Annotated in this window: 13 protein-coding genes; 8 read left to right on the top strand and 5 right to left on the bottom strand. The window is 72.7% G+C overall.

The window, feature by feature from the left end; all coding sequences use genetic code 11:
- Nucleotides 1-89 precede the first annotated feature (89 nt).
- Nucleotides 90-1,160: an adenosine deaminase gene (locus ABD901_RS24190; RefSeq protein ID WP_345129416.1), complete on the top strand. Its 1,071-nt coding sequence runs from the start codon at nt 90-92 to the stop codon at nt 1,158-1,160.
- Here ABD901_RS24190 and ABD901_RS24185 read toward each other — a convergent pair.
- Both ABD901_RS24185 and ABD901_RS24180 read right to left on the bottom strand, forming a co-directional pair.
- The gene (locus tag ABD901_RS24185) at nt 1,136-1,894 is read right to left on the bottom strand and encodes a class I SAM-dependent methyltransferase (protein ID WP_345129415.1); all 759 of its coding nucleotides are present in this window, start codon (nt 1,892-1,894) and stop codon (nt 1,136-1,138) included. The two genes, ABD901_RS24190 and ABD901_RS24185, sit on opposite strands and share 25 nt — an antisense overlap.
- Nucleotides 1,891-2,265 carry a VOC family protein gene (locus ABD901_RS24180; RefSeq protein ID WP_345129414.1) on the bottom strand — a complete coding sequence of 125 codons (375 nt, stop codon included), beginning with the start codon at nt 2,263-2,265 and terminating at the stop codon, nt 1,891-1,893. The genes ABD901_RS24185 and ABD901_RS24180 overlap by 4 nt, the downstream gene beginning before the upstream one ends.
- A 125-nt stretch (nt 2,266-2,390) precedes the next feature.
- Between ABD901_RS24180 and ABD901_RS24175 the strand changes: the two genes are divergently transcribed.
- Together ABD901_RS24175 and ABD901_RS24170 are read left to right on the top strand one after the other, a co-directional pair.
- Nucleotides 2,391-3,245: a metal ABC transporter substrate-binding protein gene (locus ABD901_RS24175; RefSeq protein WP_345129413.1), complete on the top strand. Its 855-nt coding sequence runs from the start codon at nt 2,391-2,393 to the stop codon at nt 3,243-3,245.
- Nucleotides 3,246-3,255: 10 nt separating this feature from the next.
- The gene (locus ABD901_RS24170; RefSeq protein ID WP_345129412.1) at nt 3,256-4,707 is read left to right on the top strand and encodes a M1 family metallopeptidase; all 1,452 of its coding nucleotides are present in this window, start codon (nt 3,256-3,258) and stop codon (nt 4,705-4,707) included.
- A 12-nt stretch (nt 4,708-4,719) separates the two neighbouring features.
- Here the strand turns inward: ABD901_RS24170 and ABD901_RS24165 are convergent, their stop codons facing one another.
- The gene (locus tag ABD901_RS24165) at nt 4,720-6,411 is read right to left on the bottom strand and encodes a substrate-binding domain-containing protein (RefSeq protein ID WP_345129411.1); all 1,692 of its coding nucleotides are present in this window, start codon (nt 6,409-6,411) and stop codon (nt 4,720-4,722) included.
- Nucleotides 6,412-6,726: 315 nt separating this feature from the next.
- On the opposite strand from ABD901_RS24165, the gene ABD901_RS24160 reads away from it, so the two are divergent.
- The 5 genes from ABD901_RS24160 (at nt 6,727) to malQ (ending at nt 13,497) form a co-directional block, all read left to right on the top strand.
- Nucleotides 6,727-7,779 (top strand): hypothetical protein, encoded by a 1,053-nt coding sequence (locus ABD901_RS24160; protein ID WP_345129410.1) that lies wholly within the window; start codon nt 6,727-6,729, stop codon nt 7,777-7,779.
- Nucleotides 7,776-9,404: a VWA domain-containing protein gene (locus ABD901_RS24155; RefSeq protein ID WP_345129409.1), complete on the top strand. Its 1,629-nt coding sequence runs from the start codon at nt 7,776-7,778 to the stop codon at nt 9,402-9,404. Before ABD901_RS24160 ends, ABD901_RS24155 begins: the two co-directional genes overlap by 4 nt.
- Nucleotides 9,405-9,471: 67 nt before the next feature.
- The gene (ppk2, locus tag ABD901_RS24150) at nt 9,472-10,359 is read left to right on the top strand and encodes a polyphosphate kinase 2 (protein ID WP_345129408.1); all 888 of its coding nucleotides are present in this window, start codon (nt 9,472-9,474) and stop codon (nt 10,357-10,359) included.
- A 36-nt stretch (nt 10,360-10,395) separates the two neighbouring features.
- Nucleotides 10,396-11,235, top strand: a complete 840-nt coding sequence (locus tag ABD901_RS24145; protein WP_345129407.1) for an MEDS domain-containing protein — start codon at nt 10,396-10,398, stop codon at nt 11,233-11,235.
- Between the two features lie 276 nt (nt 11,236-11,511).
- The gene (gene malQ / locus ABD901_RS24140; RefSeq protein ID WP_345129406.1) at nt 11,512-13,497 is read left to right on the top strand and encodes a 4-alpha-glucanotransferase; all 1,986 of its coding nucleotides are present in this window, start codon (nt 11,512-11,514) and stop codon (nt 13,495-13,497) included.
- Nucleotides 13,498-13,631: 134 nt separating this feature from the next.
- On the opposite strand, the gene ABD901_RS24135 is transcribed toward malQ, so the two are convergent.
- Complete coding sequence (locus tag ABD901_RS24135; protein ID WP_345129405.1) at nt 13,632-14,300, bottom strand: NAD(P)-dependent oxidoreductase; 669 nt, start codon at nt 14,298-14,300, stop codon at nt 13,632-13,634.
- Between the two features lie 114 nt (nt 14,301-14,414).
- A complete protein-coding gene (locus ABD901_RS24130) occupies nt 14,415-14,852 on the bottom strand; it encodes a hypothetical protein (RefSeq protein ID WP_345129404.1) in 438 nt (145 codons plus the stop codon).
- Nucleotides 14,853-14,936: the final 84 nt, after the last annotated feature.

Genomic DNA, 14,936 nt, shown 5'->3' with positions numbered 1-14,936 from the left:
CGGCGCGGTTGCTTTGTTACGGTCGGCTCTGCGGGCCGAGAGGCGCTGCGACGGATCCCCCATCCGCCACGCTCGGTCCGCCCATCGACATGGCAACGAAGGGCGCCTCCGACGCGGAGGGCGAAGCGATGCGCACCGACGACCTCACCGATTTCGTGGCCGGCCTGCCGAAGGTCGAGCTGCACGTGCACCACGTGGGCTCGGCGACGCCGGAGACCGTCGCCCGGCTGGCCGAGCGCCACGCCGGCAACACCCCGGTCCCGGCCGACCCGCAGCGGCTGGCCGAGTACTTCACGTTCACCGACTTCGCGCACTTCGTCGATGTGTACCTCACGGTCGTGGACCTGATCCGCGACGCCGAGGACGTGGCGACGCTGACCTACGACATCGGCGCGGGCCTGGCCGCCCAGTCGGTCCGCTACGCCGAGCTGACGCTGACGCCGTACTCGTCGATCGCCCGCGGCATCCCCGCCGAGGCGTTCTGCGAGGCGGTCGAGGACGCCCGCGCCCGGGTGGCCCGCGACCACGGCACCGAGCTGCGCTGGTGCTTCGACATCCCCGGCGAGGCCGGCGTGCCCTCGGCCGACGTGACCCTGGAGACGGCGCTCAAGCAGCGCCCCGACGGCCTGGTGAGCTTCGGCCTCGGCGGCCCGGAGCAGGGCGTGCCGCGCGACCAGTTCGCGCCGCACTTCGCCGCGGCCCGCGCCGCGGGCCTGCGCAGTGTCCCGCACGCCGGCGAGTCGACGGGCCCCGCGACCATCTGGGACGCGTTGCACCACCTCGGCGCCGAGCGCATCGGCCACGGCATCGCCGCGGCCCGCGACGAGCGGCTCATGGAGCACCTGCGCGAGCACGACATCCCGCTCGAGGTGTGCCCGACGTCCAACGCCTGCACCCGCTCGGTGCCGTCGCTCGCGGAGCACCCGCTGCCGGCGCTGGTCGCCGCCGGGGTGCCGGTGACCATCAACTCCGACGACCCGCCGATGTTCTCCACGACCCTCAACCAGGAGTATCTCGTCGCCGCCGGCCTGCTCGGCCTGGACCGCGCGGGCGTGGCGGACCTGGCCCGCCAGGGCGTGCGGTACTCGTTCCTCGATGAGCCCCGCAAGGCGCAGATCATCGCCGAGATCGACGCCTACCTCGACGCCGCGACCAGGTAGGTGCGCATGCCGGGGTCGGCGCCGCCGGTCCCGGCGCGTCCGCTGAGGCGCCCGTAGTTCGCCGCCGGCGACCCGGCGAGGTCCCACGCGCAGCCGGTCCAGCCGGCCCGCGCGAAGAGGCCCGCCGGGTCGTCCGTGCAGAAGGGCGGGTTTTGGCGGTACTGCGGAATCTGCATCGACTCGAGGCGCAACAGCCCGGTGCCGAACACGTCGGCGAGGAACCGGGCCGGCGCGCGGGTCAGTGCCGCGGCGCCCGCCAGCAGCGCGCCGACCGCCGTCGCCGGCAGGTGGAACAGCAGGCCCTCGGCGAGCCACAGGGTCTGCGCGCCCGGGTCGAGGCCGGCGTCGAGCAGCCGCGCCGGCCAGTCGTCCGCGGCCAGGTCGGCCTCGACCGCACGCACGGTGCAGACCGGCGGGGCCGGGATCCGCCCGCGTTTCGCCGGCCCCGGACCCGGCCGGTCGACCTCGAACACCGTCGTGTCGCCCGGCAGCGGCAGCCGCCAGGCGCGGGTGTCCAGGCCGGCGCCGAGCAGGACCAGCTGCCGGTGCTGCGCCGCCGCGGCGATCACCGCGTCGTCGAAGTACCTGGTGCGCACCGGCAGGTACGGGTTCTCCGGGCCGGCCTCGGTGCCGTCGGCGAGCAGGGCCGCCCACGGGTCGTCGAAGAGGCGGTCGGAGCGGGCCGACTCGCGGGCGCGGGCGGCCGCCGTCCAGCGCGCCGACGCGGCGGTCATGCGAACTGGGTCAGCGACAGGGTGTTGCCGTCGGGGTCGGGGTACCAGGCGACGAGGTCGCCGCCGGGCGTCTGCCACACGCCGTCCTCGTCCTGCGGCATCCCCTCGTAGCGGTGGAACGTCACGCCGGCGGCCACCATGTCCGCGAGGGTGGCGCGCAGGTCCGGCACCGCCCAGCCGAGGACGGTGAACGGCTGGGGCCGTAGCTCGTCGACGCGCGTGACGCGCAGCATGGTGCCGCCGGCGCGGAACACGCACGCGAACGGGGTCTGCTCGCGCAGCTCCAGGCCCAGGACGGCGCTGTAGAAGGCGCGGGAGCGGTCGAGGTGGGTGGACGGGACGAACGCGATCGCGGCGGCGTCGGCGAGCATGGCCTCACACTAACCGTCCGGGGCTTTGACCTAGCTTCCTAGGACGCGGAACCCGGCGTGACGGGCGCCATGGCGCGGGTATGCGTTTTTGACAATGATTGTCATCACCAGGGAGACTGGCCGGCATGCGTGCGACGGTGGCGGCCCTGCTTCTCGTCGGGGCGCTCGCCCTCGCCGGGTGCGCGGGGCCGGCCCAGCCCGACGACGGGCTCGTCCACGTCGTCGCCGGGTTCTATCCGCTGCAGTTCGTCAGCGAGCAGGTCGGCGGGGACCGGGTCGCCGTGGACAACCTCACGCGCGCCGGTGCGGAGCCGCACGACCTCGAGCTCAGGCCGAGCCAGCTGGCGGGGCTCGAGGACGCGGACCTGGTGGTGTACCTGCGCGGGTTCCAGCCGGCCGTCGACGAGGCGGTCGACCTGCAGCGGCGCGGCAAGACGTTCGACGTGGGCGGGGTCGAGGCGCTGCGCGACGCCGACCCGCACGTGTGGCTCGACCCGGTGCGGCTGGCGGCGATCGCCGGCGGGCTCGCCGACCGGCTCGCCGCGGTGGACCCCGCCGACGCGGGCGCCATCCGGGAGCGGGCCGCGCGGCTGGACGGGCAGCTGCGCGACCTCGACGGGGAGTACCGCGCGGGGCTCGCCGACTGCGCCCGCCGCGAGGTGGTGACCAGTCATGAGGCGTTCGGGTACCTCGCCGCCCGCTACGACCTCGCCCAGGTCTCGGTCACCGGGCTCAACCCCGACGAGGAGCCCGGCCCGCAGCAGGTGCGCGACGTTGCGAAGCTGGCGAAGGAGCGCGGCGTCACCACGATCTTCTTCGAGTCGCTGGTCAGCCCGAAGCTGTCGCAGACGGTGGCGCGCGAGATCGGGGCGAAGGCGGCGGTGCTGGACCCGATCGAGGGGGTCGAGGACGGCGAGACGTACTTCACGGTCATGCGCTCCAACCTCGCAGCCCTGCGCGACGCGCTCGGCTGCCGTTAGCCTTGGGCCAATGCATCTGCGGGTACCTGCACGGTTCGGGAAAGCGGCCGCCGTCGTCACTGCCGCTGTCGTGCTCGCCGGGTGCACGGGCGCGACACCCGTGGCCCGGCGGCTGGACCCGCCGCTGCCGCTCAGCACCGTGCAGGACGCCGGCAACCGCGACGGCACGTCGGCGCCGGTCGCCGACCCGATCTACCCCGCCTACGGCAACCCGGCGCTGGACGTGCTGCACTACGGCCTCGCCCTGACGTGGTCCGCGCAGGACCGCAAGCTCACCGGCACGGCGACGATCCGCCTGCGCGCCGTCAGCGCGGTGCAGCAGGTGCGGCTCGACTTCTCCCCGGCGTACACCCTGGGCGACATCAGCGTCGACGGCACCCGGGCCGCCGGCCGCCTCGACGGCGGCGACCTCGTCGTGGACCGCGCCCTGCCGGCCGGCGCGGTGGCGACGCTCGTGGTCGGCTACCAGGGCACGCCGGCGACGGTCCCGATGCCGTCGCACCGCGGCGACGTCGAGCCGCTCGGCCTGACGGTCACCGCCGGCGGCGAGCTGTGGACGATGCAGGAACCTTACGGCGCGAGCACGTGGTACCCGTCGAACGACCAGCCGTCGGACAAGGCGCTGTACGACATCGCGGTGACGGTCCCGGACGGCTGGGCGGGCGTCGCGAGCGGCACCCCCGACGGCGTCGACGGCGACACGTACCGCTACAAGGCGACGACCCCGGTGGCGAGCTACCTCACGACGCTGGCGGTGGGCAGGTACACGCGCACGGAGGTGCAGGGCCCGCGCGGCCTGCCGGTGGTCCTGTGGACGCGCACCGGCGTCGACGACCAGCACCTCGAGGCGCTGCGCCGCGCGCCGGAGTACCTGAGCTGGCTGGAGCGGCGCTTCGGCCCGTACCCGTTCCCGAGCGCCGGCGTCGTGGTCGTCCCGTCGAGGTCCGCGATGGAGACGCAGCAGATGGTGACCATCGGCGGCGACGTGCTGTCCGACGACAACGCCGCGGCCGGGGTGCTGCTGCACGAGTTCGCACACCAGTGGTTCGGCGACGCGGTGGGCCCGGCGACGTGGCAGGACGTGTGGCTCAACGAGGGCTGGGCGACCTACACCGAGGCGCTCTTCCGGGCCGACGGCGACCCGGCGTACATGGACCGCTGGGAGCGCTCGGCCCGGGCCGCCGACGCCGACCTGCGCAAGCGGCTCGGCCCGCCGGGCCACCCGACCCCGGACGCCTTCGCGGAGAGCAACGTCTACGTGTGCCCGGCCCTGATGCTGCACCAGCTGCACAAGGACCTCGGCGACGCGCGCTTCTTCGCCCTGGGCCGCGCCTGGTCGGCGGCGCATACGGGCACGGCGCTGGACCGGGCGGCGTTCGTCGCGTTCGTCAAGGCGCAGACCGGCCACGACTACTCGGCCCTGATCAACGCCTGGCTCGACTCCCCGACGACCCCGGCCTGACCGGCCGGGCGGCTACTCGTGCAAGCCGCCGGCGACGACGTGGATGAAGGCGGCCTGGACGTCGTCGGCGCTGACGGCGTTGTCGACGTAGGCGCCCAGGGGCTGCATGGCGGTCTTGAGCTTGTCGGCGGCGTCCTTCTTGCCGAGCACCACGACGCTGATCGTGACCGGGCGCTCCGTGTCCTTGAGGCCGGCGAGCTTCTGGACCATCGCCGCGACGGCGGGGCCGTTGCTGCTGTCCTTGGCGGCGTCGTCGGTGAGGATGAACACCTGGTTGAACATGTCGTCGTGCCAGTCGTCGCGGATCGACTGGTAGCCGGCGACGACGGTGTCGAGCAGGCCGGCGCCGGCCTTGTGCGCGGTGAGGGCGTTCACCGAGCGGGTGAAGGCGCCCTTCGAGGTGTCGTCGAGGCGGTCGCTCGGCAGGAGCTTGCGGTATCCGCCGGTGGCGCCGGGGCTGATCTCCCACAGGCCGAGGCGGGAGCCGACGGGCATGAGGTCGCCGACGACGCGGCAGCCGGCCTTGAGCACGTCGATGGGGGCCAGCTTGGCGCCGGCCGACGGGCTGGAGCCGCCGGTCGGCGTTGAGCCGCCGCCGTTGGAGCCGGGGGAGCCGGAGATGTCGACGATGATGAGCAGGTTGCTGCGCCGGTCCTCGGGGTCCCAGGTGGCGAAGACGTGCTGGACGTGGTGTGGCGCGAGGACGTCGAACGGCGGCGCGGTGGGCTCGGGCAGGGCGGAGCCGCCGTCGAAGGGCGGGCGGACCTGGCCGGGGCCGCGCAGGCCGGCGGCGTTGATGGCCTGGCGGCCCTCGGTGGTGGAGAACGCGGCGAGGAGCCGGCGCAGGGCCGCGGCCCGCTTCGGGTCGCGTGCGGCGGAGGCGGAGGGCAGCCAGGTGTACCGCATGAGGGCCGTGTGGTCGGCGCCGGCGATGTAGACGCGGTTGGCGCCGCCCAGGCTCATGATCGGCAGCAGGGCGTACTCGGGGACGAGCCCGACCTCGCCGGCCTCGTTCGGGGTGGCGGCGAGGTCGTGGTTGACGGTGCGGGTCACCGCCAGGGTGGTGTTGAGCGCGAGGGAGGAGGCGTCCATGCCCTTCTCGAGCCACACCGCCTCGCCGACGGCGCCGGCGGCGACGAGGCCGTCGCCGGACAGGGAGGGGTCGCGCACGACGAGGCGGACGCCGGAGCCCTTCGTGTCGAGCAGTTCGGACAGGGCGAGCCAGCCGTTGCCCTTGGCCTTGATCTTCTCGGCGGTACCGGGGTCGGTGACCATGAGGATGGGGCTGTTGGCGATCATGGTGCCGGCGGCGCTCTCGCGCTTCTCGGCGGTGTCCTTGTCGGCGGCGACGAGGAACCCGGGTGGTGCGAGCGGGGCCCAGGCGGCGTCGTCGGGGATCCACACGTCGGCGTTGACCTGGCTGAGCTGCCCGGAGGCGGGGCGGCCGTCGGCGCTGGTCGTGTCGACGAGGATGCAGTCGGGGCCGGAGCGCAGGGTGCGCCCGGCGGCGGAGACGACGTTGGCGAACGACGACGCGGTGATGACGTGCAGGGTGGTCGGGCAGTCGGTGCCGTCCGCGGCGTTGCCGGCGCGGTCGTGCAGCACGTACCAGCCGGCGGCGCCGACGAGCCCGACGGCGAGCAGCAGCACCAGTGCTCGCATGGAGGCGCCGAGCGTGAGGGAACCCGCCTGATGCTTGCCCATGGGTGGTGAACCGTCCCGCGGTCGAGGGGTGGATGGACTGGCTGGACCGCGGGCAAGTATGCCATCGAGCGGAGCGGATTCTGTCGGTCGTCCACCGGTCGGTGAAGATCGTCGGCCGTTCGTCCGGTCCATTCTCCGCAGTTCAGGCGGGTTTGTGAACGCACGGTGACGCCGCGGGCACGCGGCGCCCCGTGCGGCGTCGGATATTTGCCACTTCCTATGTATTGGACACGATCATCCACTGTGGACGAAGTAAACGGCGCCTGAACAGGAGATTGACGACCAGGGCTTGCGGTGATAGTGCATCATCGGGGCGTGAAACGGACCGGTCTGCTGATCGTCCTCGTGCTCGTCCTCGTCGTCGCCGGCGCGCTCGTGGGCAACTTCTTCGGCCGCCGTGCCGACCCCGCCGCCGGCGCAACGCAGGTTACGGCGATCATCGGCTCCGAGAAGAAGCCGTTCTTCGACGACCCCGAGGTGCGCGACGTGCTCGCCCGCCACGGCTGGAAGGTGCGCGCCGACCCGGCCGGGTCCCGGCAGATGCCGAGCCGGCTGCCCGGGTACGACTTCGCGTTCCCCAGCAGCACGGCGGCGGCCGAGGAGATCCGCCAGCACGCCACCCCGGCCGGCGACAACGTCGTCGTGTTCTCCTCGCCCCTCGCCGTGGCGACCTTCGTGCCGATCGTCGACCTGCTGCACACCGCGCACCTGGCCGACCGCGACGCCGGCGGCGTGTGGCGGCTGGACCTCAAGGCCCTCGCCGACGCCAACCGGCGCAACCTCAAGTGGACCGACATCCCCGGCAACACCGCGCAGCCCGTCGCGCAGAACGTGCTCGTGGCCACCACGCGGCCCGACGACTCCAACTCCTCGGCCATGTTCGCGGTACTGCTGGACAAGGCCACCGGCGGCGACCTCACCGCCGTCGCGAAGCTCTTCACCGACCAGGGCGCCGTGGACACCACCAGCGAGGAGCCCTTCGAGAGCTACCTGCGCAGCGGGCGCAACTACGCGCCGATGGTGCTCGTCTACGAGGCCCAGTTCGTCGACCACGCCGTCAACGAGGGCAGCAGCGATGGGCAGACGCTGATGTACCCCACGCCGACGCTGATGTGCAAGCACACCGTCGTGCCGTTGACGCCCAACGGCGTGAAGGTCGCCCAGCTGCTCGCCACCGACCACGACCTGCAGCGCCTCGCCGCCAAGCACGGCTTCCGCACCGCCGACGCCACGCTCACCGCGCCCGTCTTCAGCCGGGTCCGCCCCGGCGACGCGCCGCTGCCGGCCTCGATCGACGGCGCCGTGCCCGACCCCGACTACCAGACCCAGCACACGCTGCTGGCGAAGCTCGAGGAGAAGATGTCATGAGGAGGTTCGGCGCCGCGCTCGTCGCGGCGGCGCTGATGCTCGGCGCCTGCAACCCCGGCGGCCACGACCCGGTGCCGCCGGCGCCGAGCGAGGGCCCGTTCCTCAAGGGCTCCGGCGTCCTGCGCGTGCTCGCCTCCAGCGAGCTGTCCGACCTGCAGCCCGTCCTCGCCGACGTGCGCAAGGCCACCGGCGTCGAGGTGCGGCTGACGCCGACCGGTACCCTCGACGGCGTCGAGAACGTGGTGTCCGGCAACGCCGCCAAGTCCTACGACGCGATCTGGTTCGCCAGCAACCGGTACCTCCAGCTGCACCCCGGCGCCGGCGACAAGATCGGCACCGCGACCAAGGTCGCCACCTCCCCGGTCGTGCTCGGCCTGCGCAAGTCCGTCGCGGAGCAGCTCGGCTGGAACGCGCACCGCCCCACGTGGTCGGAGATCGCCGTCGCCGCCGGCGAGCACAAGTTCACCTACGGCATGACCAACCCGGCCAGCTCCAACTCCGGCTTCTCCGCGCTCGTCGGCGTCGCCGCGGCCCTGTCCGGCACCGGCGCCGCGCTCACCGCCGAGCAGATCGCGCCGCTCACACCGCGGCTGCGGGCGTTCTTCGCCGGGCAGAACCTCACCGCCGGCTCGTCGGGCTGGCTCGCCGACGCCTTCGTCAAGAGCCTGGCCCAGAACAGCGACCGCCTCGTCGACGGCCTCGTCAACTACGAGTCGGTGATCCTGTCGCTCAACGCCACCGGCAAGCTGCCGGAACCGCTCACCGTGGTGTACCCCGCCGACGGCGTCGTCACCGCCGACTACCCGCTGACGCTGCTGTCCGGGGTCTCCGAGCAGACGAAGACCAACTACGCCGCCGTCGCCGACTACCTGCGCCGGCCCAGCGTCCAGCAGCAGATCATGACGCAGACGTGGCGGCGGCCCGCCGTGGCCGGCGTCAAGCTCGCCGAGCAGTTCGGGCCGAAGGACGGCGCCCTGCCGGAGCTTCCGTTCCCCGGCAAGCTGGAGGCCGCCAACGCCCTCATCGGCGCGTTCGGCGACGACCTGCGCAAGCCCGCCCGCACCATCTACGTGCTGGACCTGTCCGGCTCGATGAAGGGCGATCGCATCCAGGGGCTCAAGAACGCCCTCGTCGGCCTCACCGGCGCCGACACCAGCCTGTCCGGGCAGTTCAGCCGGTTCAACGGCCGCGAGCAGGTGGTCCTGGTGCCGTTCAGCACCAAGCCCGGCCAGGTCCGCCGCTTCGACGTGCCGGAGGCGAACTTCCAGCCGACCCTGGACCAGATCAAGAGCTACGCCGGCGGCCTCGTCGCCAACGGGGACACCGCCATCTACGACGCCCTGTTCGTCGCCTACGACCAGGCGGCGGCGCTGGCCAAGGAGGACCCGGACCGGTTCACGTCGATCGTGCTGCTCACCGACGGTGAGCTGACCGCAGGGGCGAAGCTGTCGGACTTCCAGGCCAGGCTGCCGCAGCTGCCGAAGGTGCCGGTCTTCACGATCCTGTTCGGCGAGGGCAACGTCGCCGAGATGCAGCAGATCGCCGATCTCACCGGGGGCAAGACCTTCGATGCCCGCACCGGGTCGCTGCCGGCCGCCTTCAAGGAGATCCGCGGGTACCAGTGACGCGTTGAAACGATCTGTTCAAGCCCCGGCAGTGGTGATTTGCCGGGGCTTGGGGTACCACATTGTCATGACCGAACTCTCGCTCGACGACTACCTGGTCGAGGACGACGGCGACGACGACCCGGTGCTGCTGCGCAAGGACGGGCAGCCGGTCGACACGTGGCGGGAGGACTACCCCTACGACGAGCGGATGACGCGCGACGAGTACGACCGCACGAAGCGCCTGCTGCAGATCGAGCTGCTGAAGCTGCAGAACATGATCAAGGCGCGCGGCGACCGGCTCGTCGTGCTGTTCGAGGGCCGCGACGCCGCCGGCAAGGGCGGCACGATCAAGCGGTTCATGGAGCACCTCAACCCGCGCGGCGCCCGCGTCATCGCGCTGGAGAAGCCCAGCGAGCGCGAGTCGACGCAGTGGTACTTCCAGCGCTACGTCCAGTACCTGCCCTCCGCCGGGGAGATCGTGCTGTTCGACCGGTCCTGGTACAACCGGGCCGGCGTCGAGCGGGTCATGGGTTTCTGCAACCGGGCCGAGTATCTCGAGTTCATGCGCCAGGCCCCCGAGCTGGAGCGGATGCTGGTGCGCTCCGGCATCCGGCTGGTCAAGTTCTGGTTCTCGGTGTCGCGCAACGAGCAGCGCACCCGGTTCCTCATCCGCCAGGTCGACCCGGTCCGGCAGTGGAAGCTCTCCCCGATGGACCTCGCCTCGCTGGACAAGTGGGACGACTACACCGAGGCCAAGGAGGCGATGTTCTTCTACACCGACACCGCCGACGCCCCGTGGACCGTGGTCAAGAGCAACGACAAGAAGCGCGCCCGCCTCGAGGCCATGCGCCACGTGCTGAGCCGCTTCGACTACGAGAACAAGGATGTCGATCTCGTCGGCACCCCGGACCCGCTGATCCTCGGCCCGGCCTCGCTGGCCGACGACTCGGCCGACGACGCGCCCCGTTTGTAGCGTGCCCGAGCAGTTTGCACGTCGTACGGTGGAACGGTGCCGGAGGCGGGTGCGGAGCGGGACCTGGCGACAGGGTCGCCCGGCCAGCACGCGACGCTCGCCTACGCCAGCGACGACGAGCTCCGCGACGGCCTGACCACCTTCGTCCGCCGCGCCGTCACCGCAGGTCACCGCGTTGTGATCTTCCTCGACGCCGGCTCGACCGACCTGGCCCGGGCCCTGGCCGCCGCGGCCGACGGCGCCGAGCCCGGCCAGTACACCGGCCTGCGCTACAACACCAGTTCCGCGGGTTCGACGTTCGGCGGCCCGCAGTTCGGCGTGCCGGAGATGCTCGCCGCGCTCGCCGCCCTGCGCGACGACACGTTCGCCGCGGGCTACCCGGCGCTGTCGGTCGCGGGGGAGATGCGCTGGACGTTGCGGGCCGGCTTCACCCCTGCGGACCTGCTGTCGTACGAGAGCCAGGTCAACCGCTTCTTCGGCGACCCGCGGATCACCGGCCTGTGCCTCTACGACCGCCGCCACTTCGCCAAGGACCTGCTGACCCGCATCGGCGTCGTGCACCCCGGCCCTCTGCTGCGCTTCACGCTCGGCGGCTGGGGCGCCCACCTGAGCCTCTTCGGCGAGCTCGACGCCTCCAACGCCGAGTCCCTCCCCACCATCCTCGACCTGGTCGCCGAGGCCGACTCGGTCGTCACGCTCGACGCGAGCGACCTGCACTTCGTCGACGCCGCGAGCGCCGGCACGATCATCGGCTTCGCCGCGTCCCGCCCGCACCGCCACACGGTCGTGCGGTGCTCCCGCGGGGTGCGCCAGACCCTGCAGCTGGTCGGCGCCGAGTCCGTGCCCAGCCTGGTCCTGCGCGACCTCGTCGCCTGACCCGCTTTCGGTGCTACGGCTCGCGCCCGGCGTCTCGTGTTCGCCCTGACTGCGGCTATTTCGGGTTCGCCCCGGGGTGCAACGCCGGCCCGATTGCGGCTTTTCGCTTCTCGCTCCGGCGGGGTGCAACGCCGGCCTGATTGCGGCTTTTCGCTTTTCGCTCCGGCGGGGTGCAACGCCGGCCCGATTGCGACTTTTCGCTTTTCGCTCCGGCGGGGCGCGACGCGGGCCTGATTGCGGCTTTTCGCTTTCGCCCCGGCGGGGTATGACGCTGGCGTGTCAGCACCTGACCCCGACCTGACTTCGGCGGCCGCCGAGCGCGGCGTGTCCACCTGGTACGAGACTTCCGGCCACCGCCGCATCGACATCGACCCGGACGTGGTGCGCGCCGTGACGGCCCTGCTCGACCCGTCCCCACCCGCACCACCGCCCCCCGAGCCGGTGGCGCTCCCGGAGGTCCCGCGCACGTGGGGCTGGATGATCCAGCTGTACGGCGTGCGGTCGCGCTCGTCGTGGGGCGTCGGCGACTTCGCGGACCTGGCCGAGTTCACCCGCTGGGCGGCGTCGACGGGCGCCGGCGTCGTGCTGGTCAACCCGCTGCACGCCGTGGCGCCGGTCGACCCGATGCCCACGTCGCCGTACTCCCCGTCGTCACGCCGCTTCGTCAACCCGTTGTACCTGCGCGTGGAGGACCTGCCGGAGTACCTAGCGGCACCGGCTTCACTACGCACGGACATCGACGCGTTGCGCCCACCGCCCCGTTCTTCGGCAGAGTTGATCGACTACGCCACGACGTGGCGCGCGAAGCGCGCCGCTTTGGAGCTCCTATTCGCGACGCTTGGCGCAGAAATGTCCACTTTTTTCGCGCAAAATCCGGACAATTCTGCGGTGCGCGACTTCGCCACGTACACGGCCCTCGCCGAGACCCACGGCCCCGACTGGCGCGCGTGGCCGCCGGACCTGCGCAGGCCCGGCCGCCCCGCATACGAGGCCGCCGACCCCGAGCGCGTCGCCTTCCACGCCTGGCTGCAGCACCGTTGCGCCGAGCAGCTCGAGTCCGCCAACGCCGCCGCGGCCGGCATGCCGATCGGCATCGTCCACGACCTGGCCGTCGGCATCGACCCCGGCGGCGCCGACGCCTGGGTCCTGCAGGACGTGATCGCCCAGGGCGCCCGGGTCGGCGCCCCGCCGGACGCGTTCAACCAGCAGGGCCAGGACTGGGGCCTGGCCACGTGGCGCCCGGACCGCCTGGCGGCGACGGGCTACGCCGCCTACCGCGCGCTGCTGCGCGACATCCTCACCCACGCCGGCGGCCTGCGCGTCGACCACGTCGCCGGGCTCTGGCGCCTGTGGTGGATCCCGCCGGGCCACGGCGCCGCGGAGGGCGCCTACGTCCACTACGACGCCGCGGCCATGCTCGGCGTGCTGGTCGAGGAGGCCACCCGCGCCGGCGCGGTCGTCGTCGGCGAGGACCTCGGCACCGTCGAGCCCGTCGTGACCCGCACCCTGCAGGAGCGCAACATCCTGGGCTCGTCGGTGCTGTGGTTCACGCGGGACGACGACGGTGCGTTCATCCCGCCCGCCCGATGGCCGGCCGCGTCGATGGCCAGTATATCGACGCACGACCTGCCGACCGCGGCCGGCTTCCTCGCCGGCGAGCACGTCCGCGCCCGGGACGCCGCCGGGGTGCTGACCCGCAGCGTCGCCGCCGAGCAGGCCGCGGCCGGCGCGGACCGGGCGGCGCTGCTCGAGCTCCTCGCCGCCGAGGGCCTGCTGCCGGCGTCGAGCCCGCCCGGCACCGCACGAGGCGATGCCACGCCGAACGGCCCGGCCGCCGACAGCCCCGTGAGGGCCAACCCCGCGAGCACCGTCCCGGCCGCCGCCGCACCGACCGGCGCACCCGTCGACGGCGACGCAACGCCCGAGAGCGACCCGAGGCCCGGCGGCGACGCGACACCCGAGGGCGACGCGAGGCCCGAGGGCGACGCGAGGCCCGAAGGCGACGCGACGCCCGAAGGCGACGGCGCGGCTGGCAGTGGCGATGCGGGCCTGGTTGAGGCCATGCACCGGCTGCTGGCGCGCAGTCCGTGCCGGGTGGTGCTCGCCTCGCCGTACGACGTGCTCGGCGAGGTGCGGCAGCCGAACCTGCCGGGCACGACCGACCAGTATCCGAACTGGCGCATCCCCCTGCCGCTGGGCCTCGAGGATCTTGCCGTGGACGCGCGCATGCGGCGCGTTGCGGAGCTGTTCGAGGGCCGGTAGCAGGAGGCGAGCCGGGCCGGGGGCGCATCGGCTGTTACGGATGCCGGGCGGTGGGCGCGACCGCTTGATTCCACGCTAACATGCGGCCGCAAATCGGCCCTGCGCAGCGTTGCCGACGGTGACGCTGCGAGATACTAGCTGGCCACGCCCACTGTCTGGCCCACCGTTTCCGGGCGGTTCAGCATAGCGAGCATGTGGTGGGCGACGTCGGCCCTGGGGATGGAGAAGCCGCCGCGGATGTTGCGGCCCATGGCCTCGCGGTAGTGGGCGGTCAGGGGCTTGTCGGTGAACATCGGGGGGCGCGAGATCGACCAGTCCAGGCCGCTCGCGCGGACCGCGTCCTCCATCCGGGCCAGGTCGGCGTAGTGGGCGCGGAACTTCGTGCGGGCGAACGGGGCGCCCAGGTGGCGCATGAAGAAGCCGTCGCCCGGGTCGTGCTTCGGAGGGGTCGGGCGCTGCGGGGAAGGGACGGTGCCGACGGGGGCCGCGCTCAGGACGATCAGGCGGCGGACTCCGGTGGCCCGCATCGCCTCGATGACGGCCCTCGTGCCGCGCTCGGCGACGCCCTCCTCCGACGCCGTTGTGGCGCCCAGGGCGGACAGGACCGCGTCGGCGCCGGCGATGGCCTCCTGCAAGGTTGCGGGGTCGGGGTGGGACAGGTCGGCGGCCACGATGCGAGCGGCGGTGCCGTCCAGCTTGCGCGGGGTGCGCACGACCGCGGTGACGTCGTGGCCGGCGGCGATGGCCTGGGTCAGGATGTGGCGGCCGGTGCCGCCGCTGGCGGCCACTACGGTGAGCTTCACGATCGAACTCCTTCGGATCCGGTAACCTCTCTGTGTCCGATAATACGAATTCCATATTACAGTGCCAAGAAAAAGCGGCGCCTCGGGCAGAGGCGCCGCTCACAGAGAAGAGGTTCAGGCCGTCTGGTACTGCAGCGCGCGGAGCAGGTTGTCCGCGCCCTCCTTGTCCAGGGCGGCGTAGGACAGGCGCAGGCCCTGGGCCTCGCCGCCGATCGCGAGCGTCACGGTCGCCATGACGCCGCGCTTGGCCTCGGCGACGGCGACGGCCTCGCGCGGGACCTCGGCGACGATCTTCGCGGTCGGGCGGCCGGTCAGCCAGTGCGGCTCCGTGATGAGCAGGCGCTGGTTGGTCAGCACGATGTAGAAGGCCTTCTTCTGCGTGTACATCATGCCGGCGCCGCCGGACAGGATCGCCGAAGCGGCCATCACGGCCACGTTGCGCGCGATGTTGGCCTTGCCGACGCGGGCGCGGCCGGTGGCCTGGACGGCCTCGCCCGGGCCCATCACGGGCGCCGAGTTCGTGACCGCCATGTCGTGCAGCTTCTGTCTCACGTGGTTCTCCCCGTACGGGTGCCCGCAGCGGCGCGGGCGGCGGATAATCGCACGCGCACGCTACGGGCAACGACGGGTGTCAAC

It is taken from the genome of Dactylosporangium darangshiense (genome assembly GCF_039537565.1).
Classification (GTDB): Bacteria; Actinomycetota; Actinomycetes; order Mycobacteriales; family Micromonosporaceae; genus Dactylosporangium; species Dactylosporangium darangshiense.
Note: the sequence above shows the minus strand (reverse complement) of the source record. Positions and strands in the feature narration are given on the sequence as shown.